At 57.4% G+C, this 15,726-nt stretch carries 17 protein-coding genes; 11 read left to right on the plus strand and 6 right to left on the minus strand.

The genetic code is table 11. The features are described from left to right. Positions 1-296 precede the first annotated feature (296 nt). The 4 genes from HNQ59_RS17830 to HNQ59_RS17845 form a co-directional block, all read right to left on the minus strand. Positions 297-1,004 carry an aspartate/glutamate racemase family protein gene (locus tag HNQ59_RS17830; RefSeq protein ID WP_184041754.1) on the minus strand — a complete coding sequence of 236 codons (708 nt, stop codon included), beginning with the start codon at positions 1,002-1,004 and terminating at the stop codon, positions 297-299. Positions 1,005-1,036: 32 nt separating this feature from the next. Beyond that, complete coding sequence (locus HNQ59_RS17835) at positions 1,037-2,248, minus strand: EAL domain-containing response regulator (protein ID WP_184041755.1); 1,212 nt, start codon at positions 2,246-2,248, stop codon at positions 1,037-1,039. A 218-nt stretch (positions 2,249-2,466) separates the two neighbouring features. Further along, positions 2,467-2,664: a hypothetical protein gene (locus tag HNQ59_RS17840; protein WP_184041756.1), complete on the minus strand. Its 198-nt coding sequence runs from the start codon at positions 2,662-2,664 to the stop codon at positions 2,467-2,469. 43 nt (positions 2,665-2,707) lie between these two features. Beyond that, entirely contained in the window at positions 2,708-3,178 is a 471-nt protein-coding gene (locus tag HNQ59_RS17845) for an AtaL-like protein (protein WP_184041757.1), read from the minus strand. A 296-nt stretch (positions 3,179-3,474) separates the two neighbouring features. Here HNQ59_RS17845 and HNQ59_RS17850 point away from each other — a divergent pair, with 296 nt between their 5' ends. Further along, positions 3,475-4,404, plus strand: coding sequence for an alpha/beta fold hydrolase (locus HNQ59_RS17850; RefSeq protein ID WP_184041758.1), 930 nt, complete (start codon positions 3,475-3,477; stop codon positions 4,402-4,404). A 54-nt stretch (positions 4,405-4,458) separates the two neighbouring features. Here the strand turns inward: HNQ59_RS17850 and HNQ59_RS17855 are convergent, their stop codons facing one another. Further along, a complete protein-coding gene (locus tag HNQ59_RS17855) occupies positions 4,459-4,968 on the minus strand; it encodes a winged helix DNA-binding protein (protein ID WP_184041759.1) in 510 nt (169 codons plus the stop codon). Between the two features lie 278 nt (positions 4,969-5,246). On the opposite strand from HNQ59_RS17855, the gene pxpB reads away from it, so the two are divergent. The 8 genes from pxpB (at position 5,247) to HNQ59_RS17895 (ending at position 12,828) form a co-directional block, all read left to right on the plus strand. Beyond that, a complete protein-coding gene (pxpB, locus tag HNQ59_RS17860) occupies positions 5,247-5,897 on the plus strand; it encodes a 5-oxoprolinase subunit PxpB (RefSeq protein ID WP_184041781.1) in 651 nt (216 codons plus the stop codon). After that, the gene (locus HNQ59_RS17865) at positions 5,890-6,816 is read left to right on the plus strand and encodes a 5-oxoprolinase subunit C family protein (RefSeq protein WP_184041760.1); all 927 of its coding nucleotides are present in this window, start codon (positions 5,890-5,892) and stop codon (positions 6,814-6,816) included. Before pxpB ends, HNQ59_RS17865 begins: the two co-directional genes overlap by 8 nt. After that, the gene (gene pxpA, locus HNQ59_RS17870; protein WP_184041761.1) at positions 6,806-7,546 is read left to right on the plus strand and encodes a 5-oxoprolinase subunit PxpA; all 741 of its coding nucleotides are present in this window, start codon (positions 6,806-6,808) and stop codon (positions 7,544-7,546) included. Before HNQ59_RS17865 ends, pxpA begins: the two co-directional genes overlap by 11 nt. 121 nt (positions 7,547-7,667) lie before the next feature. Further along, positions 7,668-8,408 carry a DUF969 domain-containing protein gene (locus HNQ59_RS17875; RefSeq protein ID WP_184041762.1) on the plus strand — a complete coding sequence of 247 codons (741 nt, stop codon included), beginning with the start codon at positions 7,668-7,670 and terminating at the stop codon, positions 8,406-8,408. After that, positions 8,405-9,361, plus strand: a complete 957-nt coding sequence (locus HNQ59_RS17880) for a DUF979 domain-containing protein (RefSeq protein WP_184041763.1) — start codon at positions 8,405-8,407, stop codon at positions 9,359-9,361. Before HNQ59_RS17875 ends, HNQ59_RS17880 begins: the two co-directional genes overlap by 4 nt. 7 nt (positions 9,362-9,368) lie before the next feature. Continuing rightward, a complete protein-coding gene (gene pcp, locus HNQ59_RS17885) occupies positions 9,369-10,022 on the plus strand; it encodes a pyroglutamyl-peptidase I (RefSeq protein ID WP_184041764.1) in 654 nt (217 codons plus the stop codon). 810 nt (positions 10,023-10,832) lie between these two features. Continuing rightward, positions 10,833-11,480, plus strand: coding sequence for a GNAT family N-acetyltransferase (locus tag HNQ59_RS17890; RefSeq protein ID WP_184041765.1), 648 nt, complete (start codon positions 10,833-10,835; stop codon positions 11,478-11,480). 115 nt (positions 11,481-11,595) lie between these two features. Continuing rightward, complete coding sequence (locus HNQ59_RS17895) at positions 11,596-12,828, plus strand: response regulator (protein ID WP_184041766.1); 1,233 nt, start codon at positions 11,596-11,598, stop codon at positions 12,826-12,828. An 82-nt stretch (positions 12,829-12,910) separates the two neighbouring features. Here the strand turns inward: HNQ59_RS17895 and xseA are convergent, their stop codons facing one another. Next, a complete protein-coding gene (gene xseA / locus HNQ59_RS17900; protein ID WP_246491076.1) occupies positions 12,911-14,236 on the minus strand; it encodes an exodeoxyribonuclease VII large subunit in 1,326 nt (441 codons plus the stop codon). 424 nt (positions 14,237-14,660) lie between these two features. On the opposite strand from xseA, the gene HNQ59_RS17905 reads away from it, so the two are divergent. Together HNQ59_RS17905 and HNQ59_RS17910 are read left to right on the plus strand one after the other, a co-directional pair. Further along, positions 14,661-15,269 (plus strand): MotA/TolQ/ExbB proton channel family protein, encoded by a 609-nt coding sequence (locus HNQ59_RS17905; protein ID WP_184041768.1) that lies wholly within the window; start codon positions 14,661-14,663, stop codon positions 15,267-15,269. Positions 15,270-15,286: 17 nt separating this feature from the next. Beyond that, positions 15,287-15,706 (plus strand): ExbD/TolR family protein, encoded by a 420-nt coding sequence (locus tag HNQ59_RS17910; protein ID WP_184041769.1) that lies wholly within the window; start codon positions 15,287-15,289, stop codon positions 15,704-15,706. Positions 15,707-15,726: the final 20 nt, after the last annotated feature.

Consider the following 15,726-nt stretch of genomic DNA (forward strand, 5'->3'; position numbering starts at 1 on the left):
TTCGGGGCGGTGCAGCAGTTGGTTGAGGGTGTCGAGTTCAATGGCCAAAGGGGGGCTGGCCAGGCTGCCGAGCGGGGGCAAGGTGAAGGACATGGGTAAGCGCCAGAGCAAAAGATGAGCGAGCTTTGAACATAAGCGAAACCGTATGGTATGTCAAAGACATATGACAACAAAAATATCCCATGCCGCATAGACCGTGGATGGACAAGGCCCCTTGCCGGACCTACCCCACCCACATACGTCAGAACATAAACACCCTCACCGCTGCATCGGCATGCTGGAGGGCTGACTCCGCCTCACGGTTGGCACTGATGATCCAGCGCAAAATCAACCGCTGCTTCTATATGTAAGGCTGCCGTGTCAAATAGCGGCAGCGGGGAATCCGCCTGGGTGATCAGCAAGCCGATCTCGGTGCAACCCAGGATCACCCCTTCAGCACCACGCGCCTGCAATGATGCGATGATCTCCAGGTAATGACGGCGTGATTCGGGCTCCAGTCGGCCTTGGCAAAGCTCTTGATAAATCACGCGATGTACCAGTTGGCGCTCTTCCAACGCCGGAACCAGTACCTCCAAACCATGCTGCATGCTCAGACGGCCTGCGTAGAATTCCTGCTCCATGGTGTATTGGGTACCCAGCAGCCCGATTCTATGCAACCCCCGCCGCTTGACAGCCAGGGCAGTTGCATCAGCAATATGCAGGAAAGGCACCGTCAGCACGTGCTCGATCTGATCCACCACCTTGTGCATGGTGTTGGTGGCCAGCACGATGCATTCGGCCCCGGCCACCTCCAACCGCCTGGCCTCGTGGGCCAGCTTGACGCCAGCCTGGTGCCAGTGGCCCTCCTGCTGCATGGCCGCGATGTCGGCAAAGTCCAGTGATGAGATCAGCACCCTGGCCGAATGCAAGCCACCCAGGCGCTGTTTGATGGATTCGTTGAGATAGCGGTAATAGTATTGGGTCGATTCCCAGCTCATCCCACCGATGATGCCAATGGTGCGCATGTCTGCCTCCCGATCATGATCGAGCGGCCATACTACCTTCGCTGTGAGCCCCGCCTCAACCAGTTGGACAGGCGGTCAGGGGAAATGGGCCGCGCAAACAGGAATCCTTGCGCCCGCTCACAGCCCAGATGTTGTAGTAATTGCAGATCATCCATTTCCTCCACCCCCTCGGCCACGGTGTGCAGATGCAGGCGCGAGGCCATGTCCAGAGCGGAGCGCAGGATCAGCGCCAGGCGCTGGGTGTGGGCAGCCTTCTGCACCAGTGACCGATCGATTTTCAGCTCATCCAGCGGCAGGACACTCAGTTGCTCCAAGGTGGAAAAGCCCGTGCCGAAATCATCCAACGCCAGGCGGAAACCCCGCATCTTCAGGCGAGCCAAGACTTCCAACGCTGCGGCGGTATCGCTGGCGATCGCTGTCTCTGTGATCTCGACGGTCAGTCGCTCAGGCGATACCCCATGCTTTTTGGCAATCGTGGCCAGCTTATCCACCAATGCCGGGTCCACCAGACTATTCGCTGATACATTGAATGACACCGTCAGATGCTCCTGTGCCAGATCCACAGTCCAATGCGCCAACCTGTCGCAGACCTGATCCAGCATAGAAGCCGTCAGCTTATCCATCATGCCCCATTCTTCAGCCTGCGCCAAAAAGGCAGCGGGGGGGACGATGCCGTACTCGGGGTGGCTCCAGCGCACCAGGGCCTCCATGCTGAGCACAGTATTGTCGGACAGCTCAACCTGCGGCTGGTAGAACGCCTTGAATTGGCCCAGCTCCAGGCCATCCAGCAGCATCTGAGGGCTGATTGGCAGGGCGGGCAGTTCCATATTGGGAGGCGGGGCCAGCTCCCGTGTGAAACGTTCGAAACAATTCGCCAGCACGCTGCTGGAGATCGGCTTACGCACCACCCCCAGCACGGGCATGCCGTGCAGGCGTGCCATGGTTGCCACAGTGGCCTGTAGCCATTGATCGCTGGCGCTCAGCACCATGACGCTACGACACAGCCGCTCGGTCGCCAGTATGCGGATCAGCTCAACACCATCCGTGCCTGGCAAATACAGATCACAGATAGCAATGTCAACGGGCGATGTCCGTTTACGCAATGTTTCCAGCGCCTGATCCGCCGTTTCCGCTTGCGTAATCTCCTGTATCCCCAGCTCCTTGCATAACGCCACGCAAAACTGCCGTTGGGCGTCGCTGTCTTCAATCACGATCAAGGACAAGGGCGCGAACTTGCTCGCCATGACATCTCCACTTTTGAAATCGATACGATTTCAAGATAGTTGTTTGGCGATTCTATTCCCAAGCTTTTTGATGCAAATCAATCAATATGGACATTCAGAATGGTTGAATTTTTCTGAAATGTCCATTTACAACCTTCGACAGATTCCTATTGAATAATGTCCATTCAACAGAAATTAATAAAGTATGAATATATGGAATGACAATATTTCATTGCCACTCAAAATGCAGGTAATAAAAAAGGCTCTTTCGAGCCTTTTTGACGTCCGCCCATCAGGGCTGCAGCTTCTCGCCGCAAATCACGTTTATCCGACTGTCGGATAGCACTTTTGGATTTCTGGTGGGCGCCGCCTTTGCAATGCACCAGCGCCAGTGCGGCCACGTCCCGTGGCTTGATGGTCTTGCCATGTTTCTTCATATTCACATCCTCAATCGGCTTGCTCCGCGACTATGGAGCTGCCTCACTCATCCAGCTTGCCCGCTGCAGCCAATTCGCGGATGCGCCGCACCGCGTCCACATCATTGGCTTGGTAGGCAGCCTTCAAATAGCCCAGCAATTGGGCCTCTTCACCCTCCGCCGATTCGTCATGCGGCGTGTCATAGACAAAACGCACAATCAGCGTCTCGGCTGTCGGTGCTTCAATGGTCACAACCAGTTGACCACCTGGATGCTGATCGCTCGGCTCTGTCTCGAAATGCAGCCTATGGGGGGCTTGCAGGTGGATGCGATCCCGCACCAGCAGCTGACCGAGCAGCATTTCACGCAGCAGCACATCGCTCGATTCATCCACCGATATCCGCTCGACCCCTTGCATGAACAACTGGGGAGCACGTGCGCGCAGCAGCAGCCCCTGCCAGACTTGGTTCACGGTCAATGGCGTGGCCAGCGGATGGCCGGGGTCGTTGATGACGATGACGTGTTCAAAACGCACAATACTTCCTTACAGATCAATGAATAGCTCTTATCAACGAACGCCAATGGGCTCTGTTGGCAGGGCCGCGCAGCACAAGGCGGATCAACCGCAGGACAGAAATGGTAAAAGGTATGCCTCATTTCCACAACATGGTCAGCAGATTGGTTGTTGATGCAGGCGATCGATCGACCAAGCCAATACGCCGAGAAACCAGCGGCAGTCCCTTCCCGCGCTCGCCACCGCGCCTTACAATCAGTTGATCTGCCAGAAGCAAGCCCACCCTTCAGCCCAATACCATGCATGGGATTTCTTTCATGATCCGACGTTTCCTGATCACGCTGGCCGCGCTATCCTTTACCTTGCTAGGGGGTGGCTGCAGCTCAGAACAAGCGGTTCAGACCGCCATCCAGTTCGAGCGCAAGCTCTCACATCTCGAACGTAAGCAGGTCACCATCGATGGCCACACTGTGTTTTATCAGGAAGGGGGCGCAGGCGATACCATTCTGATGTTGCATGGTTTTGGCGCAGACGCCGACAACTGGACCCGCTTTGCTCGCCCCATCACGGGTCAATATCATGTCATTGCCCCCGACCTGCCAGGCTCAGGTGAATCCAGCCGTCTGCAACAGGCCAATTACAGCATCCCAAGCCAGGCTCAGCGTGTGTTGGCGCTGCTGGATGCCCTCAAGATCGACAAAGCGCATCTGGTGGGTAACTCCATGGGAGGCTATATCGCAGCGTGGTTTGCCGCCAACCACCCAGAGCGGGTCAGAAGCCTGGCACTGTTCGACAACGCAGGCGTGCTGGGGCCGCATCTGTCACCATTCTACCAATCCCTGCAAAACGGGCGGAATCGGTTGGTGGTGGCGCACCCAGCGCAATTCGATGACCTGTGGCAACTGGTGTTTGCCAACCCACCTTATCTACCCGGCTTTGCCAAGCAATATCTGGCCGACAAGGCGTATCAACACCGTGATTTCAACCAGAAGATCTTCAATGAGGTGCGGGAGCCTTATCTGCCGCTGGAGCCGCTATTGCCCAAGATCGTGGCGCCCACACTGATTGTATGGGGCGAGGCGGATCAGGTACTGGATATCTCCAGTATTGCGGTCATGAAAACCCATCTGACCCATACCCAGCCAGAAGTCGTCACCCTGCCAGGAGTTGGACATCTGCCGATGGTTGAACAACCCAAGCAGACCGCCCGCATCTACCTGGATTTCATACAGCGCATCCGCGGCTGATCGGTACCGCAGCGGGCCGGGCCAGCGCTGACATGGCCCGCCCCGCCAGCTGCGCTATAAGGAAGCTCCAGCACGCGCCGCCTGGTCGTATAGCCCAGACAGGACGCGCAACAGTTGCGCCGTGCGACCGATTTCTTCGTTTGGCGTGCCACTCTCGACCAGAGCCTCGATCAGGCATTGCTCACGAACCTGCCGATAGCGCTCACACAGCGCCTCCCCAGCATCGGATGTGGCAAAAAAGACTTCCTTACCCACCTTTTCGCTGACCACATAGCCCATTTTCACCAGCTTTTTCAACGCATAAGACACCACATGCGTGTCTTCGATGTTGAGCACAAAGCAGATGTCAGCAAGCTTTTTCTTACGGCCCCGATGGTTGACATGGTGGACCAGCGATACCTCCATCGGGGTCAGATTCTTCTCACCTGCGGCAGACATGCAACGAACCATCCAACGGCTGAATGCGTTGTGTACCACAATCAATCCAAATTCAAACTCCGACAATTCGGCACTGCGCGCTGACACCAAATGAGAAGACGAAACGATATTTACCTGTTTGATCATATCTGAGGACTCTCAAAATAGATCTGCGCAGTATAACAATAAGCTGCGCCGCTCTCTTCATATATAACGAATACAATATATCGATAATTTGTTGATGAAATGGCTACATATTGAGTATAGTCTCGCCACGGCTTTGAAATCCGCCTTTCTACACCCTGCGTAGCGCTGTAAACCAAGTCTGGCGCCGGTTTCGAAATGGCTGATTAGAATACGCATTGTACGTTCGCTTATATGTTGCATGGCGGACGTTGGATGTCTGCTTGGAGAAGACAGTGAGTCTGGTTGATACCCGCTTCTATCTGCTCGGTGAACGCGCCGCCGTGCTTGAATCACCAGCTCCTGCCAATCTAGTCTGCCAACGACGTATCTGGTGGTTGGCAGCACAGCTGCGCCGGCAATCGATCTTTATCGATGTCGTGCCAGGCATGAACAATCTGACCGTAACCTTTGACCCTCAGACACAATCAGGCGACGACATTCTTGCCGATCTACAGGGCCAGTGGCTAACAGCGGAAGCAGCCGCACCAGCCCCTCACATCATCGAGCTACCCGTCTGTTATGGCGGCGAAGATGGGCCAGACCTGCCGGAGGTGGCACGCCACACAGGGCTGAGCCAGAAGGCAGTCATCGAGCAGCATAGCCAGGCAGCCTACACAGTCTTCTTTCTGGGCTTTCGCCCTGGTTTTGCCTACATGGGCGGCTTGCCGCCAGCCCTGGCTACGCCACGGCGAAACGAGCCACGCCTGATGGTGCGGGCTGGATCAATCGGCATTGGCGGTGCCCAGACCGGTATCTACCCAGCCAATTGCCCAGGCGGCTGGCAATTGATTGGGCGTACCCACACGCCCTTATTCGACCTGGAGCGCGACCCGCCATCCTTATTATTGCCTGGCGATCAGGTCCGGTTCATCCAGGTTTGTCATGTTTGAAATCATCCGCGCCGGGATTCAAACCACGGTTCAGGATCTGGGCCGTATCGGGCTGCGGCATCTGGGTATCGCCCAAGCGGGTGCGCTCGATCAGCCTGCGCTGATGCTGGCCAACCGGTTGGTCAACAATCCAGCAGGGGCTGCAGGGCTGGAAATCGCCATGGGCCCGGTAGAGATCTGCTTCCACCGCTCGGGCTGGCTCGCGCTGACCGGGGCAGACTTCGAGGCCACACTGGATGGCCAGCCGATCTGGCCTGGCTGGCGCCTGCCCTACCAATGTGGCCAGCGACTGCTGCTGAAAGGGCCACGTAGTGGGATGCGCGCCTATTTGGCAGTCGATGGCGGCATCGACGTGCCTCAAGTGCTTGGCGCACGGGCCACTGACTTGCGCGCCCGATTCGGCGGCTTTGTCGGTCGTGCACTGCAGGCAGGTGATCGCTTGCCACAAGGCCCAGCCATTGCTCATCTCGACCGGTGCGGGGCTTGGGCGCGGCCCTGGTCGCCGGTCGTCCGGGCGCTGCCAGGCCCGGAGTATGCCGCGTTCCGTGCCGAGGCGCAGCAACGATTCTGGCAGACAAGCTGGTTGGTTTCCCCGCAAAGTGATCGCATGGGCTACCGCTTGTCCGGCCCGGCCCTGCTCCTCACCGAACACCGCGAGATGCTGTCGCATGCCGTCCTGCCGGGCGTCGTGCAGGTTCCTCCGAACGGGCAACCGATCGTTTTGCTGGCCGACGCGCAAACAACAGGTGGGTTCCCACGCATTGCCAGTGTGATCGAAGCGGATCTATGGAAAATCGCGCAAGCCAGACCCGGCCAGAGATTGCATTTTGTGGAAACGACTCTCGAAACGGCTTTGCAGGCCTTGAAGCAACAGCAATATGAGCGCAATCGTTTTGAATGGAGCGCATATGGTCGTTGATTTGAACGCGGATCTCGGGGAAGGCTGTGGCGATGACGAAGCCATCATCGCCTGCATCAGCTCAGCCAATATCGCCTGTGGCTGGCATGCCGGAGATAGCCGCACCCAGCTGCAGGCAATCCGCGCTGCCATTCGGCACGGTGTGGCTATCGGCGCGCATCCCAGCTTTCCGGATCGTGCCCACTTTGGCCGACAAACCATGCACCGCACCCCAGAGCTGGTCTACATCGACCTGCTGATGCAGATCGGCGGGCTGCAGGCAGCAGTGCAAGGGTTGGGCGGACAGCTCAAACACGTCAAGCCGCATGGGGCGCTCTATAACCAGGCAGCCAAAGACCCTGCGTTGGCCGACGCCATCGCACAGGCCGTCAAGGTTTGTAACCCTCAGTTGAAGCTGATGGGGCTGGCCGGTAGCGAATTGATCAAGGCCGGGCAGCGTGCAGGCCTTCAGGTCATTGAGGAAGTCTTCGCTGACCGGGCTTATCTACGCGATGGTACGTTGGCGCCACGTGGCACACCTGGCGCGGTCATTGCCGATTTGACGATGGCTGTACAACAGACCCTGCAAATGATCCGCCATGGCCGGGTCACCGCCCTCGATGGCGAGGTGATTGCCATCCGGGCGGACAGCATCTGCCTGCACGGGGACGGTGAACATGCGCTGACGTTTGCCAAGCAACTGCGCCGCACCTTGCAGACGGAAGGTTGGGAGGTGCGCGCATCGGATTGATGCACTTCCTGGTGAGCTGGTGTGCTTGATCAAGGCCAGCTTCACCCACAGCAACGTATCTTTGTCGGGCAGATGATAAGGCTTGGGCCCAAAGCCACAATATGAGACGGAGCAATAGGACATGGATGCAGTGAGTTATTGGCCCCTGCTTGGGGTCGGTGTGGTCGTCGCAGGCTTTGCCCTGCGAATCAACGCGTTGTTGGTTGTCACAATTGCTGGCGTGGTGACGGGGCTGGCGGCCAGCATGCCCATCGAGGGGATTCTGACCTCGCTGGGCAATGGATTCATCAAAAGCCGCAATCTGCCCCTCATCTTATTGCTGCCGCTCCCCATCATCGGCCTGCTGGAGCGTCATGGGCTGAAAGAGCATGCGCAGAACTGGATTGCACGGATTCAATCCGCCACCAGTGGCCGCCTGCTGACGGTGTATCTGTTCATGCGGGAAATCGCCGCCGCCGTCGGGCTGACCAGTCTGGGTGGTCACCCGCAGATGGTTCGGCCCTTGTTGGCCCCCATGGCCGAAGGCGCTGCGGAAGCCCGCTATGGCAAGCTGCCGGATGCCATCCGTTACAAGCTGCGCGCCATGTCAGCCGCCACGGACAACGTCGGGCTGTTTTTTGGCGAAGATATCTTCGTTGCCTTCGGCGCCATCGTCTTGATGCATACCTTCCTGCGTGAGAACGGTGTGGAAGTCGAGCCACTGCATATTGCGATGTGGGGCATCCCAACAGCGATTGCCGCTTTCCTGATCCACGCCTATCGCCTGCGTCGGCTGGACCGCTGGCTGGATAAGCAATTGCAGCGACACACCCAGCAATTGGCTGAAGCGACCACCCCGCTGCCACAAGGAGCCAAAGCATGATCCTCAAACCCGATTACCTGTACCTGTTGGCCGGCGTCTTGCTGCTGATCATAGCCGGCATGAGCCTGCGTGATCGCAGCAACCCCCGCCGTTTTGCCACTGCCTTGTTCTGGGCGCTATACAGCGTCGTCTTCCTGGCAGGGCAGTTGATTCCACCAGCGGTGGTCGGCGTCATGGTCATCGTCATGGCGCTGCTGGCCGGTTTGGGCGGAGTCAGATTGGGTAGCTATGACAAGCTGGCTGACAGCGTGCGCGCCGTCAAGGCCAAGACCCTGGCCAATAAGCTGTTCTTCCCGGCCCTGATCATCCCACTGGTGACCGTGCTGTGTGCGGTGGCATTCAAAGACGCCAAAATCGGCGGCACGCCTCTGTTCGACCCGAAAAACGTCACCTTGTTGAGCTTGGGCATAGGTTGCCTGGTGGCATGGCCGCTGTGCCTGAAACTGACGGGAGACGGCCCGGTGCAATCCATGCGTGAATCGCGTCGGCTGCTGGAATCCATGGGCTGGGCAGTCATGTTGCCGCAATTGCTGGCCACGCTGGGCCTGCTGTTCACTGATGCAGGGGTTGGCAAGGCGGTTGCGGATATCACCAAGACCTATCTAGCCGTGGACAATCGCATGGTTGCCGTCGCCACCTACGCAATCTGCATGGCCTTGTTCACCATGATCATGGGTAATGCCTTTGCCGCGTTTCCAGTCATCACTGCGGGTATCGGCCTGCCGATCCTGCTCAACCAGCATCATGGCGACGCTGCAGTCATGGCGGCGATTGGTATGTTCTCCGGCTATTGCGGGACGTTGATGACCCCGATGGCGGCCAATTTCAACATCGTGCCAGCCGCACTGCTGGAGCTGCCGGACAAGCATGGCGTGATCAAAGTGCAGTGGCAGACAGCATTGCCATTGCTGCTGGTCAATATCGGCCTGATGTATGTATTGATGTTCAGATGAGGCAGACATGGAAAAAGTGCTTCTGACCGGGTTTGAGCCGTTTGATGGCGAGCGTCTCAACCCATCCTGGGAGGCGGTGAGACAGCTACAGGGCCATGTGCTGAGCGATGGTAGCCAGATTTTCACGATCCAGCTCCCCTGCGTGTTTGATATTGCCCGTCAGAACATGACCGATGCGCTTGATAGCCTGCAACCCTGGATGGTCCTGGCTGTTGGCCAAGCGGGGGGCAGGGCTGAGCTCAGTTTCGAGCGGGTCGCCATCAACCTGGATGATGCACGCATTCCAGACAATGCAGGCCAACAGCCGATCGACCGCCCAGTCATCCCTAATGGCCCAGCAGCCTGGTTTACCACCCTGCCGGTCAAGTCCATCGTCTTGGCCTTGCAAGAAGCAGGCATCCCCGCTGGCATCTCACACTCGGCAGGCACCTACGTGTGCAACCACGTATTTTACGGCCTGATGCACCAGGCCAGCCGGCGCCCAAGTCTGGCCAAGGCTGGCTTTGTCCATATTCCATACCTGCCGGAGCAGGCCGCCCGCCAGCCCAAGCCCCAGCCCTCCATGCCGCTGGCGCAGATGGTCAGCGGCCTGGAGCTGGCGCTGGAGACAGCAGTGAATACCCGCGTCGATTGCAAAATCAGCGCGGGAAGTACCCATTGATCAATCGCTGTTGCCAACGTTACCCCTGTCAAATGGCAGGGGATTTTTTTCGTTGCTGAAAAACAACACAGCAGCTTCTGGCAAACGTTTGCGTATCTTTTCCAAGGGTTAGCGTGTAGATCAGTGCTATTTGCACCAAAGTAATGCGTATTAGTACTTATCTCTTTGTACGAAAAACAAATTACGGATTGACGAAAGTAGTTGGCGAGCCGCTCCAGAGTGCCTTAGCATTCGCTTAGATCAAGCGTTTTGGCTGATCTGGCAAGCCTTGATGGCAAGTGCATGAAAATGACAGAAACGGGCTCAGATCCACACCAATTTGGTGTAAGGCGCCTGATCAGACTGTCAACCCATGGAAAAGCACTGCCCAGGTTCCGCCGACAGGGTTGCATGACCAATCTGGTGAGTCTGAAACCCTGTCAACAGAGCCTGATGACCACTGAAAAATTTCAGCACGACAATTCTGGTTCGCTGTGTGTGGGCACGCTGCAAACAACATGACGCCACCCACGGATCACCAGACGATTTTTATCAGCGGGTTCAGGTTCTGCTGACACTGTGACACGGCCCATGCAACTGGCCCTCGGTAGCGACTCAACGCGAGTGGGGGATAGTGTCAACAAAACCTACCAGTTTCACCAGGCAACTGTTGCCTGGTAGACGGGCCACCAACCAAGCCAACACCACCTGGAGCCGAATACCAGGCCGTTGACTTGGCCCACAACGGATGGCGCCAATGACAGCCGTGCTCTGGCATAGGCCCAAGACCAACAGGTAGCCCGCGCGCAACCGACTTGAATGCTGGTGATCATGATGCAGATTAATTCGTTACCACCCTACACACGTAGCACCCGCTTATTGCTACGTGCGCCGACCCGCCCTGGGGATACTCAGGCATTGCTCGACATCTACGGTGATCTGGCAACCAACCTGTTCAACCCGAGTGGCCCCATCCGGGGCCTGCAGGAAGCAGAGACCTTGATCAGCAGCTGGCGCCAGCACTGGGCAGACAATCGATTCGGCCTGTGGGCTGTCTCATTGCTCGAAGAGCCCGACTACATCATCGGCTTTGGTGGGTTACAGTTCCGTGAATTGAATTCCGTGCTGGTGCCTGAGCTACAAGGTCGGTTCCGCCCCGCTTACTGGCGTAAAGGCTACGCCACCGAGCTTGCCCTGACGACTTTCGATGTGGCGTTCAATCAAATGTCCCTGCCTCGCGTGGTATGCATCATCAGGCCGGCGAACCAGCCATCACGCAAGATGTTGAGCCGGGTCGGCATGCGCCTGGTTTCGAACCTGGAGGAATACGCCGGGCAGTCCCCCAGCCTGGTCTATGAGCTGGGTGCCGATGACCACCACGCCGGTGCCCTGCCAGCAACACTGCAGATCAATTTACCGACATTGGGCAGCGAGGGACTCAGACCCATAGTGCAACCCAACCCTGGCTTGTTGAGCTGAGCCCAGCAATCTGCAAAATATTGCTATGCTTAGCTCAGGGCCAGATTCTGCTGGCACGGTTGCATGATCGTTGTGTTGGGCTGTAAACGGGTGGCACGCCGAGCGAGGAGCGACAATGAGTAGCGACGATTTGGACTTTTTCCAGCCCAATACACAGCCAGACAGCAACAAGCACCCCCACGCTCAAATGAAGGTGTTCATTGTCGATGATGATGCCATCCTCCGCGAATTGCTGGCCGAGGCGTTGGTCGATGACTACAAAGTGTATTGTTTCGAGTGCGGCGAAGAGTGCCTCAATCAGATGCGGCAATTGCAGCCGGACATCGTGCTGCTCGATCTGCACCTGCCCGACATCGACGGTCTTGAGCTCTGCAGACAGATTCGCCGCCACCATCAAGCTGCAGAGCTGCCCGTCATCTTCGTGTCAGGCGATGACTCGATGGATGCAAAACTCGCAGGCTATGAGGCCGGCGCTCAGGACTTTCTGCTGAAACCGGTCAGCAATGCAGAGTTGTTGCATAAAGTCGGGGTGATGGCCACCATCGTGCACGATCAACGCGATCTGCGTGAACGGGCAGGATTCGCCCAGCAGACAGCCTTCACCGCCATGAATGGCATCAGCGACCTGGGGATCATCCTTGAATTCATGCGTGTCTCTTTTGCCTGCCGCACCGTTGAAGAGGTCGGACAGGCCATTCTGAACACCTTGTCCCAATGGGCATTGCAAGGCGCACTGCAGATCCGCCATGGTGCGCAGGAATTGAATATGGGCTCCGAAAGCCCCAATTCTCCATTGGAAGCCTCGGTGCTCAACCACGCCCGCAGCATGGGCAGGATCTTCCAATTCAAGCGCTACATCGTCTTCAATTATGGCGATCTCACCTTGATGATCACCAACATGCCGCTGGATGACACCGACTATTGCGGTCGCATACGCGACAACATCGCCATCCTCGCGGAAGGTGCCGAGGCAAGGCTGCTGTCCATTACCAGCGATGAAATCAGAGTCCGCCAGTCCTCAGGTATCGATAGCACATTACAGCAGTTGGAACTCAGCCTGGAGGAGATCCGACATGCCTATGCCGCTGAAAAACTGCGGCAAACCGAGCTGATCATGCATATGCACCGTGACTTCAGCAATATGTTGGTGTGTTTTGGGCTCACGGACGAGCAGGAAAACAATCTGATGCATCAGGTGGCGATGTATCTGCACGCCCTGCAGGACAATGAGAACCTGAGCAACTGGCTGATTCAGGAGCTACAGCAATCCTCCAGCCAATTACGGCAGCTGGCGGCAAGTGGCAACCATTTGATCCGGCCACTCAACGAGCCCCGCAATCTGCAATGACAAGGCATCGCCACAGCAGCGGTCTCTGCAGGCTGCGCCAGCGCCCGGCATAACGGACAGCAGCCACCAGGGGCTTGATCAGTCAGTCGCCCTTGTCCAGCACCTGGGCATCCAGCCAGCCCTGTGCAAGCGTCACCCGGATCAACGCCCCCGCAGCCACCTCCCGCGCATCCCGCACCACGCGCCCATCGATGTCATGGACAATACTGTAGCCACGCTCCAGCACTGCTGTCGGGTTCAATTGGCGCAGCTGCACCCCGCATTGCGCCAAGCGGGCGGACAAACGCTCCAGGCGGCGGGTCAGCCCCACCTGCATCCGCCCTGCCAACACCTGCTGCCGCTGCAAACGGGCGGCCATGTCCGGCGCGGCTTGCCGATAACGGCGGGCAATCCCCTCCAGACGCCATTGCCGCGCCTCCAGCATGCGCCGCATTGCCAGACGCAGGCGTGCCTGCAGATCGCCCAAGCGCTGCACTTGCTGAGCCAAGCGCTGGCCCGGATGAACCAGCCGTCGGGCCAGATAGTCAACCTGTTGTGTGCGTTGCATCACGATCCGATCCATGTCGCGACCCAAGCGCCGCCGCAACAAGCCCAACCGATCCAACAGCTCCTGCCGACTCGGGCTCACCATCTCGGCTGCCGCAGTGGGTGTCGGGGCTCGACAATCCGCCACAAAATCAGCAATCGTCACATCCGTTTCATGCCCCACACCAGACACCACCGGAATCGCGCACCCGGCAATGGCGCGAGCGACGGCCTCATCATTGAACGCCCACAAATCCTCGATACTGCCGCCGCCTCGGCAGACAATCAACACATCACATTCCTGTCGCCGTGATGCAGCCTCGATGGCCAAAACCAGCTGAGCGGGCGCATCGGCACCCTGCACCTGGCTGGGATACAACACCACCGGCAGGCCAGGCATGCGGCGGCGCAAGGTGGTCAACACATCACGGAGCGCAGCAGCAGCTGGTGAGGTCACAATGCCCACCTGCTTCGGAAAAGTCGGCAATGGCCGCTTGTGCGCCGTGTCAAACAACCCTTCCGCCTGCAATCTGCCCTTCAGCTTCTCAAATGCCTCGAACAAGGCCCCCAAACCAGCCTGCCGCATGAAATCGACCGCTAGCTGGAAATCTCCACGCGGCTCGTACAGCGCCGGAATGGCCCGCACCTCGACACGCATGCCCTCCACGGGGCGAAACCCCGTCAATACCGCCTTGTGGCGGAACATCACGCAACGCACCTGAGCCTGTGCGTCTTTCAGTGAAAAATACCAATGACCCGACGCCGCAATGGTCAAATTGGAAATCTCGCCCACCACCCAACTCAGCGGAAATTGTTGCTCCAGCACCAGCCGGACTGCTCGGTTGAGCTCACTGACCGTCAGCACAGATTGCGTTTTTTCCATGATTGCCATACTGGATTAATCCACAGATTTCAAAAAAATGTCACAACAGCACTTGACACCAAGCGACAAGACTCAGGCACATCCATACTCATGTTTTCATTCAGATATTCTTAGATAGACCACCCAAGATCGCCCATCACTGGGGGAGCTGGCAGGCGCCAGATCGGTATGCGCCGTCACACTATTCACATAATTATCCACAGGCCAGGCGCTGCCAATAGGCTTGCAATTGGCGAAGACCACGGCTAATAAATGAAAGCCAGGGTCAGAAAGCGGCGAATATTGACATCAGCATACTTGCCGAACCAGACCTGAGCGATTAAAGTTAGCACCCTTGAAGCTCGTGTTGCACGCTGGCCAGGCAAGGCCCACTCAACAGAGCATTGTCGAATCGAATTCGCCCCAAACGCAAACGGAGTAACGCGTGTTTTCCATCATTCAAGCCGCCGGCTGGCCTATCTATCCGCTGATTCTGGCATCCATCGCCGCAGTCACCATCATCATCGAACGTCTGTTGTCGTTACGTGCCGATGTGGTGGCCCCCAAGGGTCTGTTGAACAAGGTTGTGCAGGAATACCGCTCTGGTGGTGTCAGCCAGGACATGTTGAGCAAGCTGTCACAAAGCTCGCATCTGGGCCGCATCTTCGCGGCAGGTCTGCGCAATGTCAACAGCTCACGTGAAGTCATGAAAGAGGCCATCGAAGAAGCTGGCTCCGCTGTCTCACACGATCTAGGGCGCTTCCTGACGACCCTGGGCTCCATTGCGTCGCTATCCCCGCTGCTGGGCCTGCTGGGCACGGTCGTGGGCATGATCGAGATCTTCGGCTCCCAGGCGCCTACGGGCAACAATCCAGCCCAACTGGCGCATGGTATTTCGATTGCACTGTACAACACGGCATTCGGCATCATCGTCGCAGTACCGGCAATCGGTTTTTATCGTCACCTGCGCAGCAGGATCGATTCATTGATCGTTGACATGGAACAACAGGCCATCAAGCTGGTGGAAGTCGTTCACGGCGAGCGCAAGCTGTAATCGCAAGGACGCGAAACATGAATTTCCGTAAAGGACGTATCCAGGAAGAGCCTGAGATCAACTTCATTCCGTTGATCGACGTACTATTGGTGATTCTGATCTTTCTGATGGTCACCACGACCTATTCCCGTTACGCCGAGCTGCAGATCAACCTGCCTCAGGCAGAGGCCGAAAAGCCAGTCGATAAGCCACTGGAACTCAGTATCGGGGTCGATGCCAATGGCCGCTATGTGATCAACGACAAACAGGTGGCCTTCAGCAGCCCCGAGTCGTTCAGCGTTGAGATGAAAAAAGCGGCTGGCAATCAGAAAGACCCCGTCGTGATCATCAATGCCGATGCCAAAGCAACCCACCAATCGGTGGTCAATATCATGGAAGCCGCACGGTTTGCGGGGTTTGGTCGCATCACGTTCGCGACGCAATCCACTGGGCAATGACAAACCCATAGTCCCATGTC

The organism is Chitinivorax tropicus (genome assembly GCF_014202905.1).
Lineage (GTDB): Bacteria > Pseudomonadota > Gammaproteobacteria > Burkholderiales > SCOH01 > Chitinivorax > Chitinivorax tropicus.